The sequence below is a fragment of the Microcoleus sp. Pol12B5 genome (genome assembly GCF_036701335.1).
In the GTDB taxonomy this organism is placed as follows: domain Bacteria; phylum Cyanobacteriota; class Cyanobacteriia; order Cyanobacteriales; family Microcoleaceae; genus Microcoleus.
Genome location: NZ_JAUBQQ010000006.1, coordinates 109,987 through 132,407, shown reverse-complemented (window position 1 = coordinate 132,407; position 22,421 = coordinate 109,987). Strand labels below are relative to the sequence as shown.

Annotated in this window: 21 protein-coding genes; 16 read left to right on the top strand and 5 right to left on the bottom strand. The window is 43.8% G+C overall.

The features are described from left to right. Nucleotides 1-22: 22 nt before the first annotated feature. The 8 genes from QUA24_RS05685 to QUA24_RS05650 all read left to right on the top strand — a co-directional run bounded on the left by QUA24_RS05685 (nt 23) and on the right by QUA24_RS05650 (nt 11,820). Nucleotides 23-751 (top strand): class I SAM-dependent methyltransferase, encoded by a 729-nt coding sequence (locus QUA24_RS05685; protein ID WP_333082268.1) that lies wholly within the window; start codon nt 23-25, stop codon nt 749-751. Between the two features lie 80 nt (nt 752-831). Beyond that, complete coding sequence (locus QUA24_RS05680) at nt 832-2,112, top strand: glycosyltransferase family 4 protein (RefSeq protein ID WP_333073645.1); 1,281 nt, start codon at nt 832-834, stop codon at nt 2,110-2,112. Between the two features lie 296 nt (nt 2,113-2,408). Then, entirely contained in the window at nt 2,409-2,573 is a 165-nt protein-coding gene (locus QUA24_RS05675; protein ID WP_333227910.1) for an AAA-like domain-containing protein, read from the top strand. A gap of 216 nt (nt 2,574-2,789) precedes the next feature. Further along, a complete protein-coding gene (locus QUA24_RS05670; RefSeq protein ID WP_333227908.1) occupies nt 2,790-3,578 on the top strand; it encodes an SAM-dependent methyltransferase in 789 nt (262 codons plus the stop codon). Between the two features lie 87 nt (nt 3,579-3,665). Beyond that, on the top strand, nt 3,666-4,523 hold the full coding sequence (locus QUA24_RS05665) for a tetratricopeptide repeat protein (protein WP_333227906.1): 858 nt from the start codon (nt 3,666-3,668) through the stop codon (nt 4,521-4,523). Nucleotides 4,524-4,588: 65 nt separating this feature from the next. Then, nucleotides 4,589-5,986: a tetratricopeptide repeat protein gene (locus QUA24_RS05660; RefSeq protein WP_333227904.1), complete on the top strand. Its 1,398-nt coding sequence runs from the start codon at nt 4,589-4,591 to the stop codon at nt 5,984-5,986. Nucleotides 5,987-6,083: 97 nt separating this feature from the next. Continuing rightward, entirely contained in the window at nt 6,084-6,362 is a 279-nt protein-coding gene (locus QUA24_RS05655) for a hypothetical protein (RefSeq protein ID WP_333227902.1), read from the top strand. Nucleotides 6,363-6,474: 112 nt separating this feature from the next. Next, complete coding sequence (locus QUA24_RS05650; RefSeq protein ID WP_333227900.1) at nt 6,475-11,820, top strand: AAA family ATPase; 5,346 nt, start codon at nt 6,475-6,477, stop codon at nt 11,818-11,820. A gap of 448 nt (nt 11,821-12,268) precedes the next feature. Here QUA24_RS05650 and QUA24_RS05645 read toward each other — a convergent pair whose 3' ends face one another. Then, nucleotides 12,269-13,702: an ABC transporter substrate-binding protein gene (locus QUA24_RS05645; protein ID WP_333227898.1), complete on the bottom strand. Its 1,434-nt coding sequence runs from the start codon at nt 13,700-13,702 to the stop codon at nt 12,269-12,271. Between the two features lie 901 nt (nt 13,703-14,603). Here QUA24_RS05645 and QUA24_RS05640 point away from each other — a divergent pair. Both QUA24_RS05640 and QUA24_RS05635 read left to right on the top strand, forming a co-directional pair. Beyond that, nucleotides 14,604-15,515 carry a heme A synthase gene (locus QUA24_RS05640; RefSeq protein WP_333227896.1) on the top strand — a complete coding sequence of 304 codons (912 nt, stop codon included), beginning with the start codon at nt 14,604-14,606 and terminating at the stop codon, nt 15,513-15,515. A 119-nt stretch (nt 15,516-15,634) separates the two neighbouring features. Continuing rightward, nucleotides 15,635-16,612, top strand: coding sequence for a heme o synthase (locus tag QUA24_RS05635; RefSeq protein ID WP_333215046.1), 978 nt, complete (start codon nt 15,635-15,637; stop codon nt 16,610-16,612). 165 nt (nt 16,613-16,777) lie between these two features. On the opposite strand, the gene QUA24_RS05630 is transcribed toward QUA24_RS05635, so the two are convergent. Next, complete coding sequence (locus QUA24_RS05630) at nt 16,778-17,359, bottom strand: antibiotic biosynthesis monooxygenase (RefSeq protein WP_333227894.1); 582 nt, start codon at nt 17,357-17,359, stop codon at nt 16,778-16,780. A 107-nt stretch (nt 17,360-17,466) separates the two neighbouring features. Further along, nucleotides 17,467-17,631: a DUF433 domain-containing protein gene (locus QUA24_RS05625; RefSeq protein ID WP_333215038.1), complete on the bottom strand. Its 165-nt coding sequence runs from the start codon at nt 17,629-17,631 to the stop codon at nt 17,467-17,469. A gap of 171 nt (nt 17,632-17,802) precedes the next feature. Between QUA24_RS05625 and QUA24_RS05620 the strand changes: the two genes are divergently transcribed. The 5 genes from QUA24_RS05620 to QUA24_RS05600 all read left to right on the top strand — a co-directional run bounded on the left by QUA24_RS05620 (nt 17,803) and on the right by QUA24_RS05600 (nt 19,812). Continuing rightward, on the top strand, nt 17,803-18,012 hold the full coding sequence (locus QUA24_RS05620; RefSeq protein WP_333227892.1) for a hypothetical protein: 210 nt from the start codon (nt 17,803-17,805) through the stop codon (nt 18,010-18,012). Continuing rightward, nucleotides 18,002-18,202 carry a DUF2283 domain-containing protein gene (locus QUA24_RS05615; RefSeq protein WP_333215034.1) on the top strand — a complete coding sequence of 67 codons (201 nt, stop codon included), beginning with the start codon at nt 18,002-18,004 and terminating at the stop codon, nt 18,200-18,202. The genes QUA24_RS05620 and QUA24_RS05615 overlap by 11 nt, the downstream gene beginning before the upstream one ends. Nucleotides 18,203-18,306: 104 nt before the next feature. Continuing rightward, nucleotides 18,307-18,543, top strand: coding sequence for a DUF433 domain-containing protein (locus tag QUA24_RS05610; RefSeq protein WP_333227890.1), 237 nt, complete (start codon nt 18,307-18,309; stop codon nt 18,541-18,543). Nucleotides 18,544-18,729: 186 nt separating this feature from the next. Beyond that, nucleotides 18,730-19,476, top strand: coding sequence for a uracil-DNA glycosylase family protein (locus QUA24_RS05605; RefSeq protein ID WP_333227888.1), 747 nt, complete (start codon nt 18,730-18,732; stop codon nt 19,474-19,476). Between the two features lie 144 nt (nt 19,477-19,620). Continuing rightward, nucleotides 19,621-19,812, top strand: coding sequence for a hypothetical protein (locus QUA24_RS05600; protein ID WP_333227886.1), 192 nt, complete (start codon nt 19,621-19,623; stop codon nt 19,810-19,812). Between the two features lie 292 nt (nt 19,813-20,104). Here the strand turns inward: QUA24_RS05600 and QUA24_RS27290 are convergent, their stop codons facing one another. Continuing rightward, nucleotides 20,105-20,227, bottom strand: coding sequence for an IS1/IS1595 family N-terminal zinc-binding domain-containing protein (locus QUA24_RS27290; protein ID WP_445242584.1), 123 nt, complete (start codon nt 20,225-20,227; stop codon nt 20,105-20,107). 72 nt (nt 20,228-20,299) lie between these two features. Further along, on the bottom strand, nt 20,300-20,977 hold the full coding sequence (locus QUA24_RS05595; protein WP_333227884.1) for a DUF2834 domain-containing protein: 678 nt from the start codon (nt 20,975-20,977) through the stop codon (nt 20,300-20,302). Between the two features lie 255 nt (nt 20,978-21,232). Here QUA24_RS05595 and QUA24_RS05590 point away from each other — a divergent pair, with 255 nt between their 5' ends. Beyond that, nucleotides 21,233-22,396: a baeRF3 domain-containing protein gene (locus QUA24_RS05590; RefSeq protein WP_333227882.1), complete on the top strand. Its 1,164-nt coding sequence runs from the start codon at nt 21,233-21,235 to the stop codon at nt 22,394-22,396. The last annotated feature ends 25 nt before the right edge of the window (nt 22,397-22,421 follow it).

Genomic DNA, 22,421 nt, shown 5'->3' with positions numbered 1-22,421 from the left:
CAATACTATAAAATAATCAAAAATGAACGATGATAAAATGACCGATCGCCCAAGAGTAGATTATGAAAGGGCCTGGGACAGTTACGCCCAACAGTGGCAAAAAACTAATGCCGAACTTGCCCATATTGGCGACGAATGGATAGGTAAAGCTGCCGGTGCCGCCAACTCCTTAGCCGAATACGAAGCGCTGATAGAACAGCAATTTATTGCACCGTACATCAAAAAAGAACATACGGTTTTAGAAATTGGTATCGGCGGGGGAAAAACTGGTTCGCTGCTGCTGAAATATTGCGATCGACTAATTTGTGCAGACATTTCCAGTCAAATGCTGCAAGCGGCGCGATCGCGCTTGGGAGACGATCGCGTTTCTTACGTCAAACTCGACGGTTTAACATTAGACGGCATCGCTCCAAGTTCAGCCGATGTCTGCTTTTGTTACGATACAATGGTACACGTAGAGCCGGTAGATATATTCAACTACCTGACTCGAATTCCCAAACTGCTGCAGGGCGATCGAATTTGCGTGTTTCACCACACAAATATTTTTAGCGAATTAGGGTGGCAAAAATTCGCCAGCGAGTGGGACAAAAACTTGCTAGGACACAGAGACGGCACAGCATTTTCAGTTATGACTGATACAATTATGGAAAAATTTCTCCATCATTTAAACTATGAAATTATCCTGAAAAATACATCTTCAGTACCGCGAGATTGTGTCTGGATCTGCAAAGCACCAACCCCCAATGAATAAAACTCAAGCTTTTTAGTGCCTCAAGATATTCTCTTTCAACTAACAACAGTCAACAGTCAACAGTCAACAGACAACTGACAATGAAAGCATTATTTCTCCATCCCAACTTCCCCGCCCAATACCGCCACATTATCACGGCTTTAGGCGCAGATCCCAAAAATCAAATTGTCTTCGGCACTAAAAACGAGCGCCCAGAGTGGAACATTCCGGGCGTTCGCAAAGCAGCATTTACCCCCAGCCGGGAACCCCACGCACAGACTCACCAATACGTCCGCCCTTTAGAAAGTGCCGTCATCTACGGACAAGCCGTATTTAGAATGGCAGAACAACTCAAAGCAGACGGTTTCGTACCTGATATTATCTGCGGACATTCCGGTTGGGGTCCGACATTATTTGTCAAAGAAGCTTTTCCAAATACGCCGCTTTTGTGCTATTTCGAGTGGTTTTATCATGCTATTGGTTCCGACGCAGATTTTGATCCAGCGGAACCTTTAACAGTTGACGATATGGCCAGAATTAGAATCAAAAATGCGCCGATTCTGATCGATTTATACTCTTGTGATTGGGGTTTGTCGCCCACTTATTGGCAGCGATCGCAATTTCCGCCAGAATTACAACAAAAATTATCCACACTCCACGACGGCGTAGATACCGATTACTTCAAACCAGACCCCGGTGCTAAACTGGTTTTGCCTAACTTAGACTTGTCTGGCGTTGATGAAATTGTCACCTACGTATCGCGGGGAATGGAACCTTACCGGGGTTTTCCTGAATTCATTGAGTCGATCGCCTATGTACAAGAACGCCGCCCCAATTGTCACGTCGTAATCGTTGGTTCAGAAAGAGTTTGTTATGGGCGTTCTTTACCAAACGGCGAGTCTTATAAAGACTATATGCTCAAAAAAGTACCCCTAGATTTGTCGCGAGTTCACTTTGTCGGGCCCCTACCTTACGGACTGTATCTAAAAGTAATTCAAGCATCCGACGTACACGTTTATTTGACCAGACCTTTTGTCCTATCTTGGTCTATGATTGAATCTCTATCAACCGGATGTTTAGTAATCGGTTCCGACACAGGGCCAGTCAGAGAAGTTATCCGCGATGGAGAGAACGGTTTGCTGGTCGATTACTTCTCACCGAAACAAGTAGCCGATCGCATTGATGAAGTTTTAGACCATCCTACCCGCATGGCAGAAATTCGCATCAAAGCCCGGCAAACCGCCCTAGAACGCTACAGTTTAGCTAAAATGCTGCCGCAACATCTACAACTAATTGAGCAAGTAGCAAATCGTTCCATGCCGCCTACAGTTGGTATGGAACCAGAACGGGAATTAGCAGCATCTTTTGCAGTGAGAATTTAGCAATAAAGTTGGTCAGGACTAAACCCCGGTTCACAACATCTCCTGTGCGACTACACCGCACAGGAGATGGTTGTTTCATTCTCTTGTAGGGGCTGCCCCCATGTCTGAAACGCCGTGAAATCGTCTGTGGGAGGGTAGGCATTCTTGGCACTACAAGAGTCAAAATCGCGATTTTGGTGAGAATGAAACCGTCCTGCTGATTGTTGGGGGACGTAAGAGTAAGTTCTTGTCCCCCCCTTTTTTAAGGAGGGGGGCTAGGGCGGATCGAGCTTAAATGAACCGTAATGGAGCCATAGTTGCTGGCAGCATTCATGCGAGTGGTAAAAAGCAGCACACCTGTAGAATTGGATGTAGTGGAGGCATTTAAGTTGGAAAGTATGGGGTTGGTAAATTTACAAGCCAATCTGGCGACGGTGAGTTGCGAGTTTTATAGGCAGTATTTTGGCGATCGTTTGAAGTAGCAGTCGATCGGACTTTTCAGGAATACCGAGCCAGCAACGATAAGTTGTCATTTGTATCATGCTACGTTGTTTTGCTTGCTTTGCTTTTATCTGAGCTGCAATAACAGCTAAAAGAGCGTAACAACTTACCTCTTAGCAGCTTTAATTATATTACTAGCAATTTGCGTTACTACCATAACTGAAACACATTTTGCGATCGCATTGAGGAAGTTACATTTGAAAACGGGATCTTTAACTGTTGTCGGGACGGGGATTCAATTAGTTGGTCATCTGACCTTAGCAGCGAAGGCGTCGATCGAGCAAGCTGACAAAGTTCTGTTCGCCGTAGCCGATCCTGTTACTGCTAAATGGCTACAGACACTCAATCCCACCGCAGAAGCCTTGCCTTACAATACCAACAATCAGCGGCGCAGAGAGACATACCGGGAGATGGTCGATCGCATTTTGGCTGAAGTTCGTCAGGGGTTGAATGTATGTGCAGTTTTTTACGGTCATCCCGGTGTTTTCGCTTACCCCACCCATGAAGCGATTAAACAGGCGCGTCGGGAAGGTTTTAGGGCGCAAATGTTACCAGGAATTTCAGCGGAAGATTGCTTATTTGCTGACTTGGGTCTTGACCCAGGACGCAACGGATGTCAAAGTTTTGAAGCGACAGATTTTCTGATTCGGCGACGGAAATTTGACCCGACCAGTGCTTTAATTTTATGGCAGATTGCGACGATCGGCAATCTGGGTTTTTATCAAGAAGAGATTCAATTGCGCGGTATAGCTGTGTTAGCTGAAGTGTTAGAAACATACTATGGTTCTGACCACGAAATAATTGTTTACGAAGCAGCGGTTTATTACCCGGTTTGCGAGCCAGTTATCCAGCATATTCCTGTGTCCAAACTGGCTGAAAGTCCTGTTACTCTAGTTTCGACACTTTATGTTCCGCCTCAAGCGCCTGCACCTGTAGACAGTGAAATGATGGCACGGTTGGGTATGTCTTTTGTTAAAGAAACTTAAGGTATTTTGCCAAGAGAATGTAGTTTTTACTACATTCTTTTTCCAGCAGATAAAAAGTGTATGTGTTAGAGGAGAAAAAATGTGGTAATGTCGCTTTATATAGAAGAAAATCCTGACGATGGGAAGGCTCTGGCTCATCGGGGTGAAACTCATCGGCTGACGGGAAATTTTGAAGCTGCGTTAGATGATTTCAACCGATCGCTCGACTTGGAACCTGACAATGCTTGGGCGATCGCACACCGGGGCGAAACCTATTATTTGATGAAACGCTATCAGGAGGCATTCGCAGATTTCAACCGCGCCATTGAACTGAACCCTGATTATAATTGGGCGATCGCTCACCGAGGCGTAACCTACCGCTTTCTGGGAGAAGCATATTACCCAAAGGCGCTGGCTGACTTGGATCGAGCAATTGAGCGTCAGTCGGATTACGTTTGGGCGATCGCTTATCGCTGCCGCGTTTATGAGTTGATGAAGTGCTACAAGCAATCCCTGATTGACTTCGATCGAGCGATCGCCCTTGACGAAACCATATTTGCAGGGAAAAATCAGCACACAGAGAAAGGGTTGATCTTTTGCTATGACGGTCAATATTTTGAGGCGATCGCCTGTTGCGAACAGAGGTTGCAACAGGTTGCTGATGACACGACAGCTTTATACTGTATCGCAGTATCTAAGGCGCGTTGGCAGGGAGTGGACCAAGCAGCAAGCGAAATCGAGCGATCGCGAACAGCATTGCTTTCTCAATGGGAGACAGGGGATCGGGGAGATATTCTCTACCGACTCAGCGGTTTAGCAATCTTGACAGGTAACTGCGAACAAGCATGGGAATATCTGCGAGAAGCTATTCCTATCAACGATGAAGCCATTGAGTTAGTCGGTCACGATCCAGCTTGGTTGGATTGGCGGGACGACCCGATAACTCAGGCATTACTCGCTAGTTAAGTGTTTGAGAAAACAAATTTCAAGTAATTAAACATCAAGTGTCTTTTCAGGATAATTTTATGCAGATGGATACCAGCGATATGATGATGGCTCAACAAGCAGAAACTCTTCGCTTGTCAGGGGCTTACGAACAGGCGATCGAGATCTTTGAACAACTCCAAATGTATCCTGACAATGCTTGGGTTAATGCTCACTTAGGAGCAACCTATTACCATTTGATGGATTATGGGAAAGCAAAACATTATTTAAAGAAAGCGATCGACAAAAACGATAGGTATTTCTGGGCTCATGCACAGCTAGGTGAAACCTATCGTCTTCGAGCAATTACGGAAAATAACAGAAGGCCAGAATATGTTGAAAAGGCGATCGAGCATTTCCAAAAAGCGCTTGATGCTAAATCACCAGAAGACAGTAACTATGCCTGGGCATTAGCTCACTTGGGGGCAACCCATCGCCTGTATATAACTAAAGGTATCATCCAATTCCTGAAGGAGCCGATATCTCAGCAACCTAATCCAGAGAATTCTTGCGGAAAAGAAAACATAAAACACCACGCAAAAGACGCTTTGAAATGCCTTAACAGAGCGATTGAACTCATGCCTACATACGCTTGGGCATGGGGTATGCGATCGACAGTTTACAGATTGACTCAACACTACGAAAATTCATTCTGGGATGTGGAAGTTGAAGCTGTAATAGCTCCGAGTATGCAGATTCTGCAACAGTCTTCTTCTCCCGTTCCATTCTTAAAAAGTGGCAGGGTAAGTCTTTACGAACACGCTTTCTTGTCTTTTTATTTGACAAAGAAACACTCAGACCCAGAGGATAAAAAAAGCCACTACATTAGGGCGATCGCTTTTCTCCAACAAGCTTTGATACTTAGTCCAGGTGACTTGATGGCTAAGCTAATTCTCACCATAATTGAAGCTAACCAAAAGAAGGAAGAAAGGGGGTCATTAAAACCCAATGACATTAAAAATATTCAAAGAAAATTAGAGCAGTTTTTTGCAGATACAGAAGTGGAGTTTTGCCAACAATGTAAAAAGCTATTGCGACATCAAATTAATGTTCCAAAACCGTCAGTTAGTATCGAGCAGTTGAAATGGATAAATAGTCATGCTGAGGAGGGACATAAATTAAAGAAGCTTATTTTGGAAGAGGTGATAAAGAACCCTACATCAGGTGTTGAAAAAGAGCCTCAATTATGGCTATGGAAAAACTTTGAGGTGACAGAGATGTGGAGTTATATTCTTTTCTTTCTTGGTGAAATAAGCCATCTTCTGGGAAACAAAAGTAATATTGGTACAGAAACGGCTTATCTAGAGCTTGCATTCCTCATCAATCCTTACTACGTTACAGAAAGGCTTTATCAAACTCCAGTGTTTTCACATGAACACAGAACAAAGATATTTAAAAAGTTGCACGATGATGGAATAGTGTTAAAATTTTCTGAACCCAATTAATGAAACCCTTAATTGCCAGAAAATCAACTGAAAAAATTAATGACGATTAGTTTAGTTTTTCACTGTTCGTGACCTTAGAGATTTAGGAGAATATCCCATGAGTAACCTATTGGATTTGTTAACAGATTTAGCACTTGACACGAACAAACAAAGTGCTTTCCTCAACAACCCCAGTTCCTTAATGGAAGAAATGGGTTTAACTGAAGCAGAACAGACTGCAATGATGAGTGGTGAAAATGCTAAAATTGCCGCAATCTTTGCAGAGGAACGAGTTCCGTTTGCTATTACTTTTATCGACCCCGGCCCCGACCCCTTGCCAGATCCAGACCCTTTTCCTCCTTCTCCACCGCCCGACCCCGAACCTGACTCTGACTAGGATGTGGATTTGAAGTCAAACCACTAATAATTTTCTACACTTGGGAAAGTAGATTGATATTTCATCATCTCAAACCGCACTTGTTGCGGTTTTTTATCATAAAAACCTAACTATGCAAAATTACCAAATTACTGAAAAACTGCATGAGAGCAGTAACTCGTTAGTCTATCGCGGATATCGGCAAGCAGACAATCTGCCTGTTATCCTCAAAATGCTCAAACAAGCCTATCCTTCACCTGAAAAAATTGCCTGGTTTAAGCGAGAGTATGAAATAACCCAAAACATTAAGTTACCAGGCGTAATAGATGTTTACAGCTTCCAAAACCTAGAAAATCAGTGGGTAATTGAGTTAGAAGATTTTGGTGCCGAATCCCTCAATCAGATAATCGCTAAGAAACAATTTACAATTGCTGAATTTCTCCATCTGGCAATTGAGATTGTTGACATTCTCGGTCAGGTTCACCAGCAGCACATTATTCATAAAGATATTAACCCATCAAATATTGTTTTCAATCAGCAGACAGGTAAGCTGAAGCTAATTGATTTTGGAATTTCCACAACACTGTCGCGAGAAAACCCAACCTTTCTTAACCCGAACATATTAGAAGGAACGCTGGCTTATCTCTCGCCAGAACAAACAGGTCGCATGAATCGAAGAATCGATTACCGCACTGATTTTTACTCGCTGGGGATAACTTTTTATGAATTACTAACCGGACAGTTACCTTTCCCCACGGATGATGTTTTGGAATTAGTGCATTGTCATATTGCTAAACAACCTATCGCACCGCACGAAGTCAAACCAGAAGTTCCACCTATTATTTCAGCGATCGTGTTGAAATTAATGGCAAAAAATGCTGAGGAACGCTACTTGTCAGCATATCAAATAAAGGCAGATTTACAAGAATGTCTCAGACAATGGCAGAGCAAAGAGCAAATTGACCCTTTCCCAATCGCTCGGCACAATATTTCCGATCGATTTCAAATTCCCCAAAAACTGTACGGGCGAGAGCGGGAAATTTCTGCCTTATTAGCTGCTTTTGAGCGAGTTAGCCAAGGAGCCAGTGAAATGATGCTGGTTTCTGGATATTCTGGGATTGGAAAAACAGTATTAATCCAGGAGATATATAAGCCGCTGACTCAACAACGCGGTTATTTTATTTCTGGTAAATTTGACCAGTTTCAACGAGATACTCCCTACGCATCCTTAATTCAGGCATTTCGTTCATTAGTACGGCAGTTACTAACAGAAAGCGATGCCCAAATTAGCAACTGGCGAGATAAAATCCAAGCAGAATTAGGGGAAGCTGGAGGGGTAATCGTTGAAGTTATTGCTGAATTAGAACTAATTATTGGTTCGCAACCACCCTTACCAGATCTGCCTCCAGCAGAACAGAGGAATCGCTTTAATCTGGTTTTTCAAAAATTTATTAATATATTCACTCAGCCCGAACATCCGTTAGTAATTTTCTTAGACGATTTGCAGTGGGCAGATGGAGCCTCGCTGGAATTAATTCAACTGCTGATGACAGTAGCAGATCGTAAATATCTATTTTTTATTGGCGCCTATCGCGATAATGAAGTAAGCTCGGCACATCCGCTAATTCATACATTGGAAAATATTGAGAAAGCCAAAGCAACAACAATTAATAAAATATTCTTGACGCCTTTAGCCTTAACCGATATTACGCAACTTTTAGTTGATACACTTTTTGCGGAATCAAAAAATGCTAAATTGCTTGCCAAATTGCTCCAGCAAAAAACTGGTGGTAATCCGTTTTTTATCAATGAATTCTTAAAATCCCTGCATTCTGAAGCATGGTTATATTTTAACTACGAATCTCAGAAATGGCAGTGGGACTTAGAACAAATAAAAGCGCAACCGCTTACAGATAACGTTTTAGATCTGACGAGCAAAAATGTAAAAAAACTCCCGACAGCAACTCAGGCAGTATTAAAATTAGCAGCTTGCGTGGGGAATCAGTTTGACTTGAGAACGCTGGCGATTATCTATGAAAAATCCCTCCAAGAAACAGCAACAGATTTACGGTCAGCACTTCAATCCGGTCTAATTATACCCCTCAGCCATGCCTATCAGTTGGCGGAACTTGATGTAGCAGGTTTGTCCGATCGGTTGGTTGCAGAATACAAATTTGCCCACGATCGCATTCAACAAGCAGTTTACTCTCTCATCTCCGAACCTGATAGACAGTCAGTACATCTGCGCGTGGGCAGGTTGTTACTGGAAAATACACCATCTGAAGAAGTGGCAAAGAAGCTGTTTGATATTGTCAATCAGTTGAACAAAGGCCGAGCGCTGATAGATCAACAAATAGAGCGATACGAGTTAGCTCAATTAAACTTACAGGCAGGTAAAAAAGCCAAATCTTCAGCGGCTAGTCAACCAGCTTTCAATTACCTTCAGATTGGCTTAAGTTTGTTAAATAACAAGAGTTGGTCGCAGCAGTACAACCTTACCTTAGATTTGTATTTAGAAGCAGCAGAAACAGCTTATACAATTGCTAACTACGATGAAATGGAGCGCTTATCTGGGGTAGTTTTGCAAAAAGCCAAAACGCTGTTAGAGAAAGTAAAAATATATGAAATTAAAATGCAAGCTTATTGCGCCCAAACGAAATTTATGGAGGCGATCGACATTGGGCTAGAAGTTATGAAATTACTAGGGGTAGAATTACCGGAACGACCGAACCAATCGGATCTGACACGAGAGATAGAGCAGATAAAATTTGCCTTAGCAGGTAGGCAAGTCCAGGAGCTAATCGACTTACCCCAAATGGTAGATCCGCATAAACTGGCAGCTATGAGGATCATGAACTACTTATTTGGTCCTGCGTTCATAGCAATTAATCAACTGAGCTTGGTAAATTGGTGCAGACAGGTCAATTTATCAGTTCAGTATGGTAATTCCGCTGATTCTGCTTTTCCATACGTAGGTTATGGGCTAATCCTATGCCTAACAGGAAAAATTGACACTGGCTATCAGTTTGGTCAAATTGCTTTGAAGCTACTAGAACGGTTCAAAGATCAAACATTCAAAGCCAGAACTTATGCAATGTATCATCTATTTCTCAAGCATTGGAATGAACCTCTCAAAGATACATCATCTTTTTGTATGGAAGCTTATCAAAGTGGCATAGAAACAGGAGATATTGAATATGCTGCTAGTGCTATAGCTAGCCATGCTTACGCTTTGTACCTAAGCGGTATGGAGTTGATGGATGCGAAGAAAAAGATGGCAAAAGCAATTGAAGTTACTTATCAAACTAAACAGGAACCTTACCTTCATTGGACTCAAACTTATATGCAGGCGATCCTAAACTTGATGGGACAAGCAGAAAATCCCTGCCGTTTGATTGGTGAAGTATATGATGAAGAAAAGATGATACCAATTCATCTAGAAAGTGGCGATAGAACTGCGCTCATGCAAGCTTATTCACATAAAGTTACTCTCTGTTATATTTTTGAGGAATTTCAGCAAGCTGTTGAGAATGCCGACTGCTTTGAAGAATACTCAGCTAATGCAGGTTCTTCGTATATTCTCCCTCCTGTCTATTTGTATGATATGTTAGCCCGATTGGCGCTATATCCTAATTCCTCAGAAACGGAAAGAGAAGAAATCCTGACAAAGGTGGCTGCTAAACAAGAAAAAATGGAAACATGGGCAAAGCAGGCTCCCATGAATTACCTGCACAAATTCTATCTAGTGGAAGCGGAACGCGATCGCGTATTAGGCAACGATAAAGATGCCAGAGAATATTACGACAAAGCCATCATCTTAGCCCGCGAAAACGAATATCTCAACGAAGAAGCCCTCGCCTACGAACTAGCAGGCAGGTTTTATTTAGCCAGAAATCAAAATCATGTTGCCCGTCACTACCTGCAAGATGCCCACTATGCTTATCAGCGCTGGGGGGCTGTAGCTAAAGTCAAAGATTTGGAAGCGCGATACCCGCAATTTTTAGCCATTCAGTCGCTTGGTTCAACCCGAACAGCTACTGAAAATAATACCATCAATCCAATCACCACAACTGGTAGCAATTCCGGCGAAGCGCTAGATTTTGCCGCAGTAATGAAAGCATCCCAAGCTATTTCCGGTGAAATCGTTCTCGAACAATTGTTAAACCAGGTGATGAAAACTGTGATTGAAAACGCAGGCGCCCAAAAAGGTTTTCTCATTCTGGATAAAGGCGGAAATTGGGCGATTGAAGCGGAAGCAGCAGTAGAATGCGATCGTATTACCATTATGCAATCCATTGCCGTAGATTCCGTAGATACTGCAACTGGAATGCCCCTGCTGTCAACCGCCATCGTTAACTACGTCGCTCGCAGCCACGAAAATGTAGTATTAAATAACGCCACCCATGAAGGACTATTTACTGGCGATTCTTACATTACCGCTACTCAACCCAAATCGATTCTCTGCACTCCCCTACTCAATCAAGGCAAACTAGGTGGAATTCTCTACTTAGAAAATAATTTGGCGATCGGCGCATTTACCTCGGAAAGAGTGGAAACTTTAAAAATCATTGCCGCTCAAGCTGCGATATCGATTGAAAATGCAACTCTCTACGAAAAATTAGAAGATTACAACCGAACTTTAGAGCAAAAAGTAGAAGATCGCACCGCACAATTAGCCCAAGCTAATGCAGAAATATTGGTTTTGAACGATCGGCTAAAAGTAGAAAACCTTCGCATGAGTGCCGAACTAGACGTAACCCGCCGCCTGCAACAAATGATTTTGCCTCAACAGCAGGAATTAGAGTCAATTGAAGGGCTAGAAATTGCTGCATTCATGGAACCCGCTGATGAAGTTGGCGGCGACTACTACGACGTACTAAATTACGGCGGTAAAGCCACAATTGGCATCGGCGATGTGACAGGACACGGTTTAGAAAGCGGCGTGTTAATGATTATGGCACAAACAGCAATTCGCACTTTGTTAGTTCACAATGAAACCGACCCAGTTAAATTATTGCAGACAGTCAACCAAACGCTTTTTGACAACGTAGAGCGCATCAATTGCGGTAAAAGTATGAGCCTTTCTTTGCTGGAATATCGGGGGGACAACATCCTGCGTTTGAGCGGACAGCACGAAGAGGTAATTGTCGTGCGTTCCAGTGGCGAAGTAGAGCGGATTGATACGATGGAGTTAGGCTTTCCCATCGCCTTGGAACCAGATATTGCCGATTTCATTGCTACTACTGAAATAGAGTTAAATTCCGGGGATGTTGTCGTACTCTACACAGATGGAATTACCGAAGCTTTTGATATGAATCAAAAGGAATACGGTATTGAGCCAATGATTGAACTTGTTGCCATTAACAGGGAAAAGTCAGCAGCAGAAATCAAGCAAGCTATTATTGACGACGTGCGGCGATACATCGGGGAGCAAAAAGTATTTGATGACATTACTTTGGTTGTAATCAAACAGAAGTAAGTATGGGAGAATTTAGTAGTCCGACTGTCCCACAGTCCGACAGGGAATGAATTCCCTGCCTCAAAGCTAAAGTCCTCTAAAGAGGACTAATGAGTTTAAAAATTTTTATTCTCAGTCCTCTTCAGAGGACTTTTGCTATTAGACAGGGGTTTCAACCCCTGGCGGACTGGCGGGTAGGCGGGAGGATTGATGGACTAAAAGCTTAAGTTGACACGCCTTGGGCAATGCCGTTTCCCTACGCCCAAATAATCAAGAACACTTAATGAGAGATGTAATTCTCACCCGATTAATTGTAGGGAAATGGCACTGCCGTTTCCTGATTGTGCGTAATATTAATTCCGAGGCAAGCGGATTTGATATAACTACTCATTTCGTAAGCCTTTCTGCTTGACCAACCCTAGAAATTACCAATGAATAGTATAACCGAAATTGGGCGATCGCCAATAGTTTACAAACCAGATATCGGCACAAAATCGTAACCGTAACTGGTGCGATTTCCGGGTTTAACAGTTACTAACTGAACTGCGCGATTACGATCGCCCGAAGGTAAAAACCGAATCGGGCCCGATGCTCCATTTGCGGAAAAATCTGACGCCGATAACGCTTGTTGAATACCTGTACGAGTCGGATTGCGCCCTAAACCGGCAATTAAGGCGATCGTCGCATCGTAGGCTAAAGCTGTGCGCCAACTTACTTCAGCATTCCAAAGTTGTTTGGATGTTTGGCGAAAGTTTGACTGCGGATCTGCGAGAATGTGCCAAGGAACAGCTAGCACCATATCTGTTGCGGCTGCGCCACCGATTTGCAGTGTTTTAGCAGTATAAGCATCGTCTCCTGCTAGTAACGGCAGGCGTTTGGCGTTTACTTGCACTACTTGCAAAGCTTGGTCGAGCGTGGCGGTATTGGCTGCTAAAACAATCACTTCTGCTCCCTGGGCGATCGCACTTTTAAAGCTCTCGGCAGCATTAAAATTACCCTTAGCAAAGTCAAATTCCGATACTACTTGTCCGCCATCTCCGTAAAGAGCAGTAGTGAATTCACTTTTTAAAGATTTGCTATAATTGCTAGCAGAATTGAAAAATACAGCAGCTTTTTGCTTTTGCAATTTTGTCAGCATATAGCGGGAAATAGCATTAGCCGCAAACCGATCGCTCGGCACTGTCCGAAATATATTGTTGCCAACTCCTGAAAGCTGCACCGACGTACTTGTGGGAGAAATTGCTACTAATTGTTTTTGCTGGTAAATCTTGCTGGCTGCTAGCGTTGCGTCAGAACTAAAATGCCCGATCACTCCTAAAACTTCAGAGTTATTTGCTAAAGCACTGGCAATTTGCGAGGCAATCTCTGGGTTGTTGTCGTCGTTAGCAACTAGCACTTTTAATGGAGTACCGCTAATGCCGCCACTTTGGTTGATTTCATTTTGAGCTTGAGCGACGCCCCGCAGAATTTCTTGAGCACCATTGATATCGCTGCCAATGGGAACTGCGGCGGCAATTGTGTAGGATTTGCGATCGCCGATGCGGGCGTTGTTGAGGTAAATTAGTGCTTCGGGATCGTTGCGATTCGTTTTCAGCGAAGCTTGTAAGTCGGAAATAGCTGCGTTATAGTTGCCAGATGCGATCGCCTGTACTGCTGCTTGTTTGGTTGTTGTGGCTTGATCTGGAAGTAACAGTTTTTCGCCAGCACTCAGACGCTGCCCAATTGCCTGCTCTGACTGGGGGGAATTCCCCGTCGCCGAGTTGGGAAAAGTCGGATTTTGGGGTGATAAACCCCCGACATTGATGCCGCCTCGGCTTGTCAGCCACCAAATACCTGCACCGGCTAGCCCGATCGTAATTAGGAGCGATAATACCAGAACAGCGGTTTCGTTTTTTTGGGACATAATTTTACCTTTTTAGATTTTTGAAATAACGAAGTCATTAGTCATTAGTTATTAGGAGCGAGTCAAAAACATTGAACCAGGAGAAAAAGTGATTTTAACTTGGCGATCCCGAATTGATATAGATTGCATCAGATAGAGTGATTGGATCTATCAATTGATGATTTCGGAGCTGAGACACCCTGCAAGCCTAAAATCCAGTAGTCACTATTCCCTTATTATATGCGATCGCCCGGATCTGATATAATTCAGTAACATTGGCATAGTCAAAATAGCGATCGCACTCTTTAGTCTGAATGCTTTCAAGGTGGTTCCACCAGAAAAATGCAGGAATTTTTATAAGTTACCGCATCAAAGATTAGTGAACCCTACCCTGCAAGAGCGCCACTTCCTCCATTCCAAATTTAGTTAAGCAGGCAAGAAATGATAACTGGTGAATTAGATAAAACGCTGAGTGTTGGAACTGAATTATACAATCTGACGTGAGTACACCTGAGAACTACCTTGAAAAACACCTAGGGGCTAACTCTTCAGTCCTGTATTTAGTTACAAATTTTTACGTTCAAAGTTGGATATATATCATAAACCTTTGAAAAAAAGCTTTTCTTAATCATATCTTTATTTTTCTCCGCGAGGGGGACAGGGAGGGAGGCTGTAACAGCAAAGGGTTCGGTAAAATAATTAAAGTTTGTTGAAATTTATAAAAATAGCTGCAATACTTTGTAATGTAAAGAGGAAAGTTGAAAAATATCTAAAGACAAACTAATTGGATTGCGATGTCGCTAAGGTAGTATATATGACGGTTTGTCACAGAAAAAGAGTGTTAAGCTCCGCTAAGCTCAGCAAAAGTAAAAGCTCGCTATTTCATTAAGTTCGATCGATAACAAAGGCTAAGGTAAAGTTCATGGCAAACTCAGTTGTAAATCAGCCAAACGCAGCAGGAGTGCAGTGGCAGCCACAAGATATTATCCGCGGTCTAGTGTGGAAAATTGCGATCGCAACCTGGCTGTTAATGGCCGTAGGCAGCGCCACGCGAGTCATGAATGCGGGGCTCGCTTGCCCCGACTGGCCGCTGTGCTACGGTCAATTAATACCCGCAGCGCAAATGAATTTGCAGGTATTTCTGGAGTGGTTTCACCGGTTGGACGCAGCGGCAATTGGCTTGAGCGCGATCGCACTTTTAGGACTATCTTTGTTTTACCGCAGCCGCCTGCCAAAATGGCTGCCTTGGGCGAGCGCTGGGGCAGTATTTCTAATCGTTTTTCAGGGCGTATTGGGCGGCTTGACAGTAACACAACTGCTGAGATTTGACATCGTTACCGCTCACTTGGGAACAGCTTTACTATTTTTTGGCACCCTGCTAGTCATCGGTTTCATGCTGACTCCCTACCAAGCTACAGGAAATGTCGGCAAATTAGCTTGGGTAAGTTCGATCGCAGCATTATTAGTTTACCTGCAAAGTTTGCTAGGAGCATTAGTAGGCTCTAGATGGGCACTGCACCAATGTTTAGACTCCTCAGAATTGTGCTCGGTAATGAACAGCCACATCGCCGGTATCGTACCAGCTACAGCAGCGACTTTAGCCGTAGCAGTCATGGCTTGGCGGCAGCCTGCACTGAGTCCAAACTTGCGAAAACTGGCTAACTGGGCGAGTGTTTGCCTAATTGCTCAATTAGTTCTGGGATTAGCAACATTCCGGCTGCACCTTCAGGTAGAACCGCTGACAGTCGCCCACCAAGCAGTCGGTGCTGCTTTGCTGGGAACCCTGATAGCTTTTAGTGTTTTAGCTTGGCGCGATCGAGTTTTATCAGCTTGAGAGATAAGTAAGATGGGGCGGGTTTATTAATCCTTGTAGCTACAGCAAATATTTATCCTAAAACCCGCCCATACAACCTAATGACGAATTCGCAAATAATTACTAACAGCTTACAACCGATGCAAGAAATCCTTACCAACGACAGCCCCCGCCTCCACGAAAACTTTTCGCAAGTGGTGAAAAGTTACTATCAACTAACAAAACCCAGAATTATTTTACTGCTGCTAATCACCACATCAGCAGGAATGTGGATGGCGGCCAAAGGAGAAGTAGACCCGCTATTACTGGTATCAACTATTACCGGAGGCGCTTTAGCTTCTGCGTCGGCGAATACGATTAATTGTGTCTACGACAGCGACATCGATTATATTATGGAGCGCACCCGGTGGAGGCCGATTCCTTCCGGGCGTGTCAAGAAGCGGGATGCTTTGATATTTGCGATCGCCCTAGCTACAATATCCTTTACATTGCTGACAGTTGTTGCCAACTTATTAGCGGCATTGCTAGCAATGTCAGGCATCGTTTTCTATGTCCTAATTTACACCCACTGGCTGAAGCGTCACAGCGTGCAAAACATCGTCATTGGCGGTGCAGCAGGGGCGATTCCGCCGCTAGTTGGGTGGGCTGCGGTGACGGGAGATTTGAGTTGGGGTGCGTGGCTGCTGTTTGGGATTATCTTCCTGTGGACACCGCCGCATTTTTGGGCATTAGCAATGATGATTCGCGACGAATACAAGGAAGTAGGCGTCCCGATGTTACCCGTAATTGAGGGCGACGAAGAGACAGCCCGCCAAATTTGGATTTACACGCTATTGATGATTCCTGCAACTTTGCTGCTAGTTTATCCCCTGCATTTAGCGGGCGCGGTGTATGCGGGTACAGCTATTTTCCTGGGTGCTATTTTTGCCCAAAAAGCTTGGTTGCTGTTGCAGACTCCAGAGGATAAGATTGTTGCGCGATCGCTCTTTAAATACTCTATTCTGTACCTGATGCTATTGTGCGCCGGAATAGTGGTTGACAGTTTGCCTGTGACTCATAATTTTACTACTGCTGTTGTACAAAATGTGCAAACTTTGATTAGTGCAGTTGTGATGTAGTTAGGACTTACGCAGAAATACCAAAGAAACCGGGTTTTTCACCAGTATTAAAGTCTCAAATCCACTATTTCGCTAAAAAACCCGGTTTCTGCCTAAGTCATAGTAGTGAGTTAAATTGCAATTCTTAAAATTCAGCCCGCATCTAGCGGGTTTTGTTTATTTAATTTAGGGAATGGGATATAACCATTTGCGAAATAATTGTGTTAAGCGCGGCATGATCAAATAGGTGAGCAGGATAACAGTGAGGCCTGTGATCATCAGAGATATGAGCAAGGCAGGAAGCCCTGATAGTAGCGGTACCAGCAAACGATTGAGAATAGAAATGGTAAAAAACACTCCCAACCATGTAACTAACGCCATTTTGTAGCGAGGGGGTGGAGCCTTCATCGATTTATTGGGCAGCGTAAACCAGGTTTCCAATCCGGTCAGGGTTTGAATATCTTCTGGCCTTTCAATCAAGGGCTGTAATCGCTCAATCCACTCTCGCCGAACATCAGATTCTAGCCATGTCTTGAGATTGTCGTAGCAATCGAACTTGAGAATGACCACGTACTCAGGATGAGCGTGATGCTGGGGTCGAATAGTGCTGACACCCAGATGTCCCTTGAATTTTCGTGCATCTGCAGCGATGCCATGAAACCATGCTTCGTAACCTTGGTCGCGCCCCGGTTTCACTACATGAGAGATCACAGCGGTGACTAGAGAGTTTTCTTCACTGGTATTGCTCGCCAACGGTTCTTCCAACATAGAATTTAGAGAATTAACTGAGAGAAAAGTTTTATTCAGAACAACCGCCCTAGAGACACCAAATTACTCGGCAATTTTCGGCAGCACGTCTGGAAACAGAAGGGAGATTAACGAATGCGATCGCAAATCTCTTCAGCATTCAATCCTCGCTTGTACCAGGTTGCGATGCGGCGAACGGTAATGCCTTTACCAACGATGTGGGGACATCCACCATGCAGTCCGGGAGTGTGTGTAATGAGCTTACCAATGTCAATAGATACTGCTGTGGTCATAAATTTTATAATCTTAACTATACCTATAATAGATGAAAACCCTATAGAGGCGTTAGAATTAAAAATGCAAAATCCAAAATGGAACCTACAGAGGAATCGGGAGTATGAGGATATATGCAAATTGTTTGGACAAAACACGCCCAGGAGCGTCAGTAACAATGGGAGGAGCGATTGAGAATTACCAGGGAAGAGGTTGAAGCGACTGTCACCAATCCTCAACAGATTATCGTGGAAGAGGATGTTTTGGTGGCTCAAATTAAACGAGGCAATGGTCTTCTGAGAGTACCCTTTGTTGAAATTGGCAAAACCAGGCGAATTTTAACCCTGTACTGGACAAATCAAGTCAAGCGATATTGGCAGGAGAATCCCAATGAAAGTTAAATACGATGCAGAAGCAGACATTCTGATTTTTATTTTCCGTGATGCGTTTCCAGCTAATGCTATCTCTGAACCTGGAGGCGTGATTGTCAGTTATGACGAAAGTGACGAACCAGTTAGCATCGAATTTCTCAATGCCTCCAAACGTAAACTGTTTAATGCTCAAGAACTCATACTAACGATCGCAACTTAGTTGATGCGCTTTATCGAGGTGGCATCGCAGAATTATATCGCGGTATGAGTGTGGGGCGATAAATGAAGTAAGCTAGAGACAAAAGTTTCAAACAATTTTAACCAATGCCAGCATCCGTTGCTTATCTGTTTGACAGAATCACAGTGAACCCCAGACAATGTGGCGGTCGTCCCTGCACCCGGGGAATGCGGATTCGAGTCATCGATATCCTAGAGTTGCTAGCTGCGGGTAAGCAAATTTTTAAGTTTCTCGAAGAATTGCCAGACTTGGAACTTGAGGATATTAAAGCTGCGCTGTTGTATGCAGTCCGCAAACTCGACCATCCCGTTTTAGCCGCATGACAATTTGGTTGAATTCTCATCGCTCGCCAGCAATTGATGTGTGGATTACTGGCTACCTTTGGTGAAATACATCAGCGATCTGCGGTATTTTTCTCTTCTCTTGGGTATTGTACCGCAACTGCGATACAATTATAAGTTCGACTGCTAGATTTTCGTAAACTCGTAATCAGTTGATATATTTCGGGAATGTCTGAAAAAACTCTGCTAAGTGAAATTGTTCATTGTCCCCATGCACGAGAGTGTCAAGAAGATATTTCTGTTGAAAATCCATGTCGTAAAATTGTTGACTCTCAAAATGCAATTGGGTTAGAAAAATTTCAAGTGCCTGAACCTTGGAGTGGACAGATAGAGCAAGCACCCATTCTCTTCCTGAGTTCAAATCCATCAATTGGCTCTGATGAAGATTACCCAACTTGGGATTGGTCATGTAGCGAAGTACACGATTATTTCAATTACCGTTTTGGAGGAGGACGTAAGCACTGGATCGTTGATGGTACAAAATCCTTGCTAAAAGACGGGAAATATAGTCGCTCTACTCGATTTTGGGCAGCGGTTAGACAACGTGCGATTGAGCTACTTCAACGGAACGTTAGTCCAGGCATTGATTATGCGCTTACCGAGATAGTGCATTGTAAGTCTCGTGCCGAAACTGGTGTAGAAGAATCACAGGAGCAATGTGTGGAAGCCTACTTGTTGAGAGTTTTAGAACTAGCAAGAGCAAAAGTGATAGTGGTACTGGGGGCACGCGCAAAGCAAGTGATTCAAAGCCAATTCAATATCTCTACAGCAAATTCAATATCCGAGTTCGTTGAGATAGGGAATCGTGAAAGATTTTTTGCTTTTCTCCCCCATCCAAATGCTCGGATCCACCGTTCTTTTGCTAAGTGTTTACAGGGTGATGAACTTGAAAAGTTACGCGCTTTTTTGCGGTAGCATCAAAATACGGCAAGAGATGCGCGCACTCGAACAACGCCAATGCACCCGACCGTCGAAATCCTGTCGGTGGCAGTCTGAGGTAATTTGCGGCGGGTGATTGGCAACGTTAGACCGCTAAATCTGAGTTGGGTAGTGGCTTGAATGTATCTATCAAATTCCAACCCAAAGGTGAATGTCATGCAAGCTAAACTTCAAGAACAACTTTCTCCTGATGCCGAAGTTATTTTGGGACGTTTGCCAGAACGAATTAAAGCTGCTCTAATTGCGCGTGCTGCGAAAATTGAATATCCGATCGCCATTTCGATGCCAGTTTTCTCGACACAGAAGCGTTAGGTTTCGTAGATTGCAAACCAGGACGTGGGCAGTAAAACGGAGAAGCGGACGTTTTGTCAATTGATCGGCGATCGCTATTATTTTAAGTTGACTGAGATTATAAGAAACCCGGTTTTTGAGCAAATCTGCGATGCTCTAACGAAATATTATCATAAAAAACCCGGTTTCTCGACCCGCAATTAATTCGACTGAATCTGTGCATTCAAAACCTTAGAAATCCGATCGCGCGTTTCCTCCCAATGAACCCGCGTATAAACATCCGCACTCCGATCCAAATTCCGAATACTCTTGCTCAAACCCTCCCGCAACTGCCGTAACTCGTACCAAGCCTAACTCCGCTAAATCGCTGTTTACCGTTGTGGATGCGACCATTTTTGACGGTTAGGGAAGAGGCACAGGTTGGACAGGCAGGCATCAGCAGAGGAGAAGGAAATCAACTTTACTCCTATATCATTACATCTTGAACACTACCAAATTTTTCAATGTTTCAATTTCGGGCTGTGAGTGGGAAAGTGGCGATTTCTGTTGCAGATTCTGGCAGAGGAGGGCGCAGACAAAGATAAACTAGCGGCCCTAACAGCGGAACTAGAGACACTGCCCAAAAAATGCGATCGTCCGAGAGTCCGCGACGTGCCATGTCGTCTCCCAAAAGTGAGGGAAATATTACAGCCATCAAGCAACAATCCCAAGTTATTAAATGCACAAAAGGAATTGACTGCCACTGGCTGACATAATCTCCCCAATCTCCATTTAACCAAGCCCAAGCTAACAGCCAGATTGTTGTTAGTAAAAGTAGAATCCCTGTCCAGCGGGAGTCTGATATTTTGATCAACATATCTTTGCCACCGGAAAATTGTGGCTGAGGCTGGCGGAGGAGTAAATAGGGAATTAAGCCGATGATGCCCGCGCCGTTGGAAGCGATGAAAGCAGGCCAAGCGGATATATTTTGGGTTTTCTCATCAATGAATAAGAGGCAAGCGTAGACCATCGGCCACACTCCCATGAGAGCGAATATGGTGACAAGGTAGGGGTTAATTCCTTCTAGCTGCAACTTGAGCATTTTTTCTATAACTGTTAGCGTTCCGGGCTGATCGAGAGGAGCTAGCAGTAAGGTATAGGCAATAAATGTTGCCCAGAGCAACCCCAGAAAATTTTTTGTTTTCATTATTATATATAACGAGTATTTGAACCAGACTAAATTAAATTATGGTAAAATATTGCCCGATTTAGGCGCGTCTATCTTAGGTCATAAGCAGTTTGATTGAAACAGCCGCTGCAAACCCCGTTTTAGTTCGGCGAGGAAATGCTCTACAGCAGCCGATCCTTACTTTAGGCAGACGCAGGGGCCACGTCAGGAGAGATACATTTTAAAGAATCGGTTGTTTTCATTACATAACCCCTTAGCAAAGGAGTTTCAGCGGTGAACTTAATATCTGTAGAGGAACTCAAAGCGCTGGTACAACAATCTCCTGGATTGTGCGTCTCTATTTATATGCCAGTCGCTCAAGGAACAGAAATTCAACAAAACCCGATTCGGTTCAAAAATTTAATCAGAGAGGCTGAAGACAAAATTGTAGAGTACGGATTTGACAAAAAAGAAGCTGCCCAATTGCTAGAGCCAGTCCGAGCAGAAATTGACCAGGAAAACTTTTGGGAAAATCAAAGCAACCTGCTGGCGATTTTTGTCGGTTCGGGATTTTTCCGCTACTATACCTGTCCGGTGAATTTTGATGAATTAGTGGTTGTTAGCGACAATTTTCACGTCAAACCGCTGATGCCTATGCTGACAGGAGATAATTTATTTTATGTTTTAGCTCTCAGTCAGAAGGAAGTGAGGCTGATTGAGTGTACGCCTTACAGTGCTCGGGAAGTTGAAGTTGAAAACTTGCCGAAAAGCCTTGATGAGGCTCTGCAATATGACCCGACTGCTAAAGATGGTCAGTTTCGGATTGCTACTTCCAAAGGAGGCACTAATAATTCTTTTCAGCAGCCGGGAAGTTTTCACGGTCAAGGAAGTCCAGATCAAGATGAGCGCCAGCATGAAATATTGCAGTATTTCCACATAATCGATGCGGCGCTGCACAAATATTTGCGGAATAAAAAAGCTCCTTTAGTGTTAGCTGGAGTTGAGTATTTGCTCCCGCTTTACCGAGAAGCCAATACCTACCAGCATTTAGTTGAAGAAGGAATTACAGGCAATCAGAAACTTCTCAAGCCGGAAGAGTTGCGGGCAGAAGCTTGGCCGCTGGTGGAACCTTTGTTTTTGCAGGCTCAGTCAGAGGCGATCGCACAATACCACGATCTGACAGGAAGCGATAAAATTTCTGCTGATTTGAAAGAAGCTGTTTCGGCTGCTTATTTTGGACGGGTAGATCGACTATTTGTTGCTCTTGGCGTTCAGCAGTGGGGTAGTTTTAATCCCGATACGAACTCGGTGCAAATCCATCCCGATGCAGAATTGGGTGACGAAGATTTGTTGAATGTCGCAGCAATTCAAACTATTCTCAACGGCGGAACTGTTTACGCGGTGCCACCGGAAAAAGTGCCGAACGAGGCACCTTTAGCTGCTATTTTTCGCTATTAATTTACCAGGTTGAAAGCAATGGAAT

What these genes read in the sequence shown, in the direction of transcription:
- QUA24_RS05645 (WP_333227898.1), bottom strand. Translation starts at nt 13,702, where the DNA reads ATGTCCCAAAAAAACGAAACCGCTGTTCTGGTATTATCGCTCCTAATT.
- QUA24_RS05655 (WP_333227902.1), top strand. Translation starts at nt 6,084, where the DNA reads ATGAGTAACCTATTGGATTTGTTAACAGATTTAGCACTTGACACGAAC.
- QUA24_RS05605 (WP_333227888.1), top strand. Translation starts at nt 18,730, where the DNA reads ATGTCTGAAAAAACTCTGCTAAGTGAAATTGTTCATTGTCCCCATGCA.
- QUA24_RS05610 (WP_333227890.1), top strand. Translation starts at nt 18,307, where the DNA reads ATGCCAGCATCCGTTGCTTATCTGTTTGACAGAATCACAGTGAACCCC.
- QUA24_RS05625 (WP_333215038.1), bottom strand. Translation starts at nt 17,631, where the DNA reads ATGACCACAGCAGTATCTATTGACATTGGTAAGCTCATTACACACACT.
- QUA24_RS05635 (WP_333215046.1), top strand. Translation starts at nt 15,635, where the DNA reads ATGCAAGAAATCCTTACCAACGACAGCCCCCGCCTCCACGAAAACTTT.
- QUA24_RS27290 (WP_445242584.1), bottom strand. Translation starts at nt 20,227, where the DNA reads ATGCCTGCCTGTCCAACCTGTGCCTCTTCCCTAACCGTCAAAAATGGT.
- QUA24_RS05665 (WP_333227906.1), top strand. Translation starts at nt 3,666, where the DNA reads ATGTCGCTTTATATAGAAGAAAATCCTGACGATGGGAAGGCTCTGGCT.
- QUA24_RS05595 (WP_333227884.1), bottom strand. Translation starts at nt 20,977, where the DNA reads ATGAAAACAAAAAATTTTCTGGGGTTGCTCTGGGCAACATTTATTGCC.
- QUA24_RS05650 (WP_333227900.1), top strand. Translation starts at nt 6,475, where the DNA reads ATGCAAAATTACCAAATTACTGAAAAACTGCATGAGAGCAGTAACTCG.
- QUA24_RS05685 (WP_333082268.1), top strand. Translation starts at nt 23, where the DNA reads ATGAACGATGATAAAATGACCGATCGCCCAAGAGTAGATTATGAAAGG.
- QUA24_RS05630 (WP_333227894.1), bottom strand. Translation starts at nt 17,359, where the DNA reads ATGTTGGAAGAACCGTTGGCGAGCAATACCAGTGAAGAAAACTCTCTA.
- QUA24_RS05600 (WP_333227886.1), top strand. Translation starts at nt 19,621, where the DNA reads ATGTATCTATCAAATTCCAACCCAAAGGTGAATGTCATGCAAGCTAAA.
- QUA24_RS05615 (WP_333215034.1), top strand. Translation starts at nt 18,002, where the DNA reads ATGAAAGTTAAATACGATGCAGAAGCAGACATTCTGATTTTTATTTTC.
- QUA24_RS05640 (WP_333227896.1), top strand. Translation starts at nt 14,604, where the DNA reads ATGGCAAACTCAGTTGTAAATCAGCCAAACGCAGCAGGAGTGCAGTGG.
- QUA24_RS05680 (WP_333073645.1), top strand. Translation starts at nt 832, where the DNA reads ATGAAAGCATTATTTCTCCATCCCAACTTCCCCGCCCAATACCGCCAC.
- QUA24_RS05660 (WP_333227904.1), top strand. Translation starts at nt 4,589, where the DNA reads ATGGATACCAGCGATATGATGATGGCTCAACAAGCAGAAACTCTTCGC.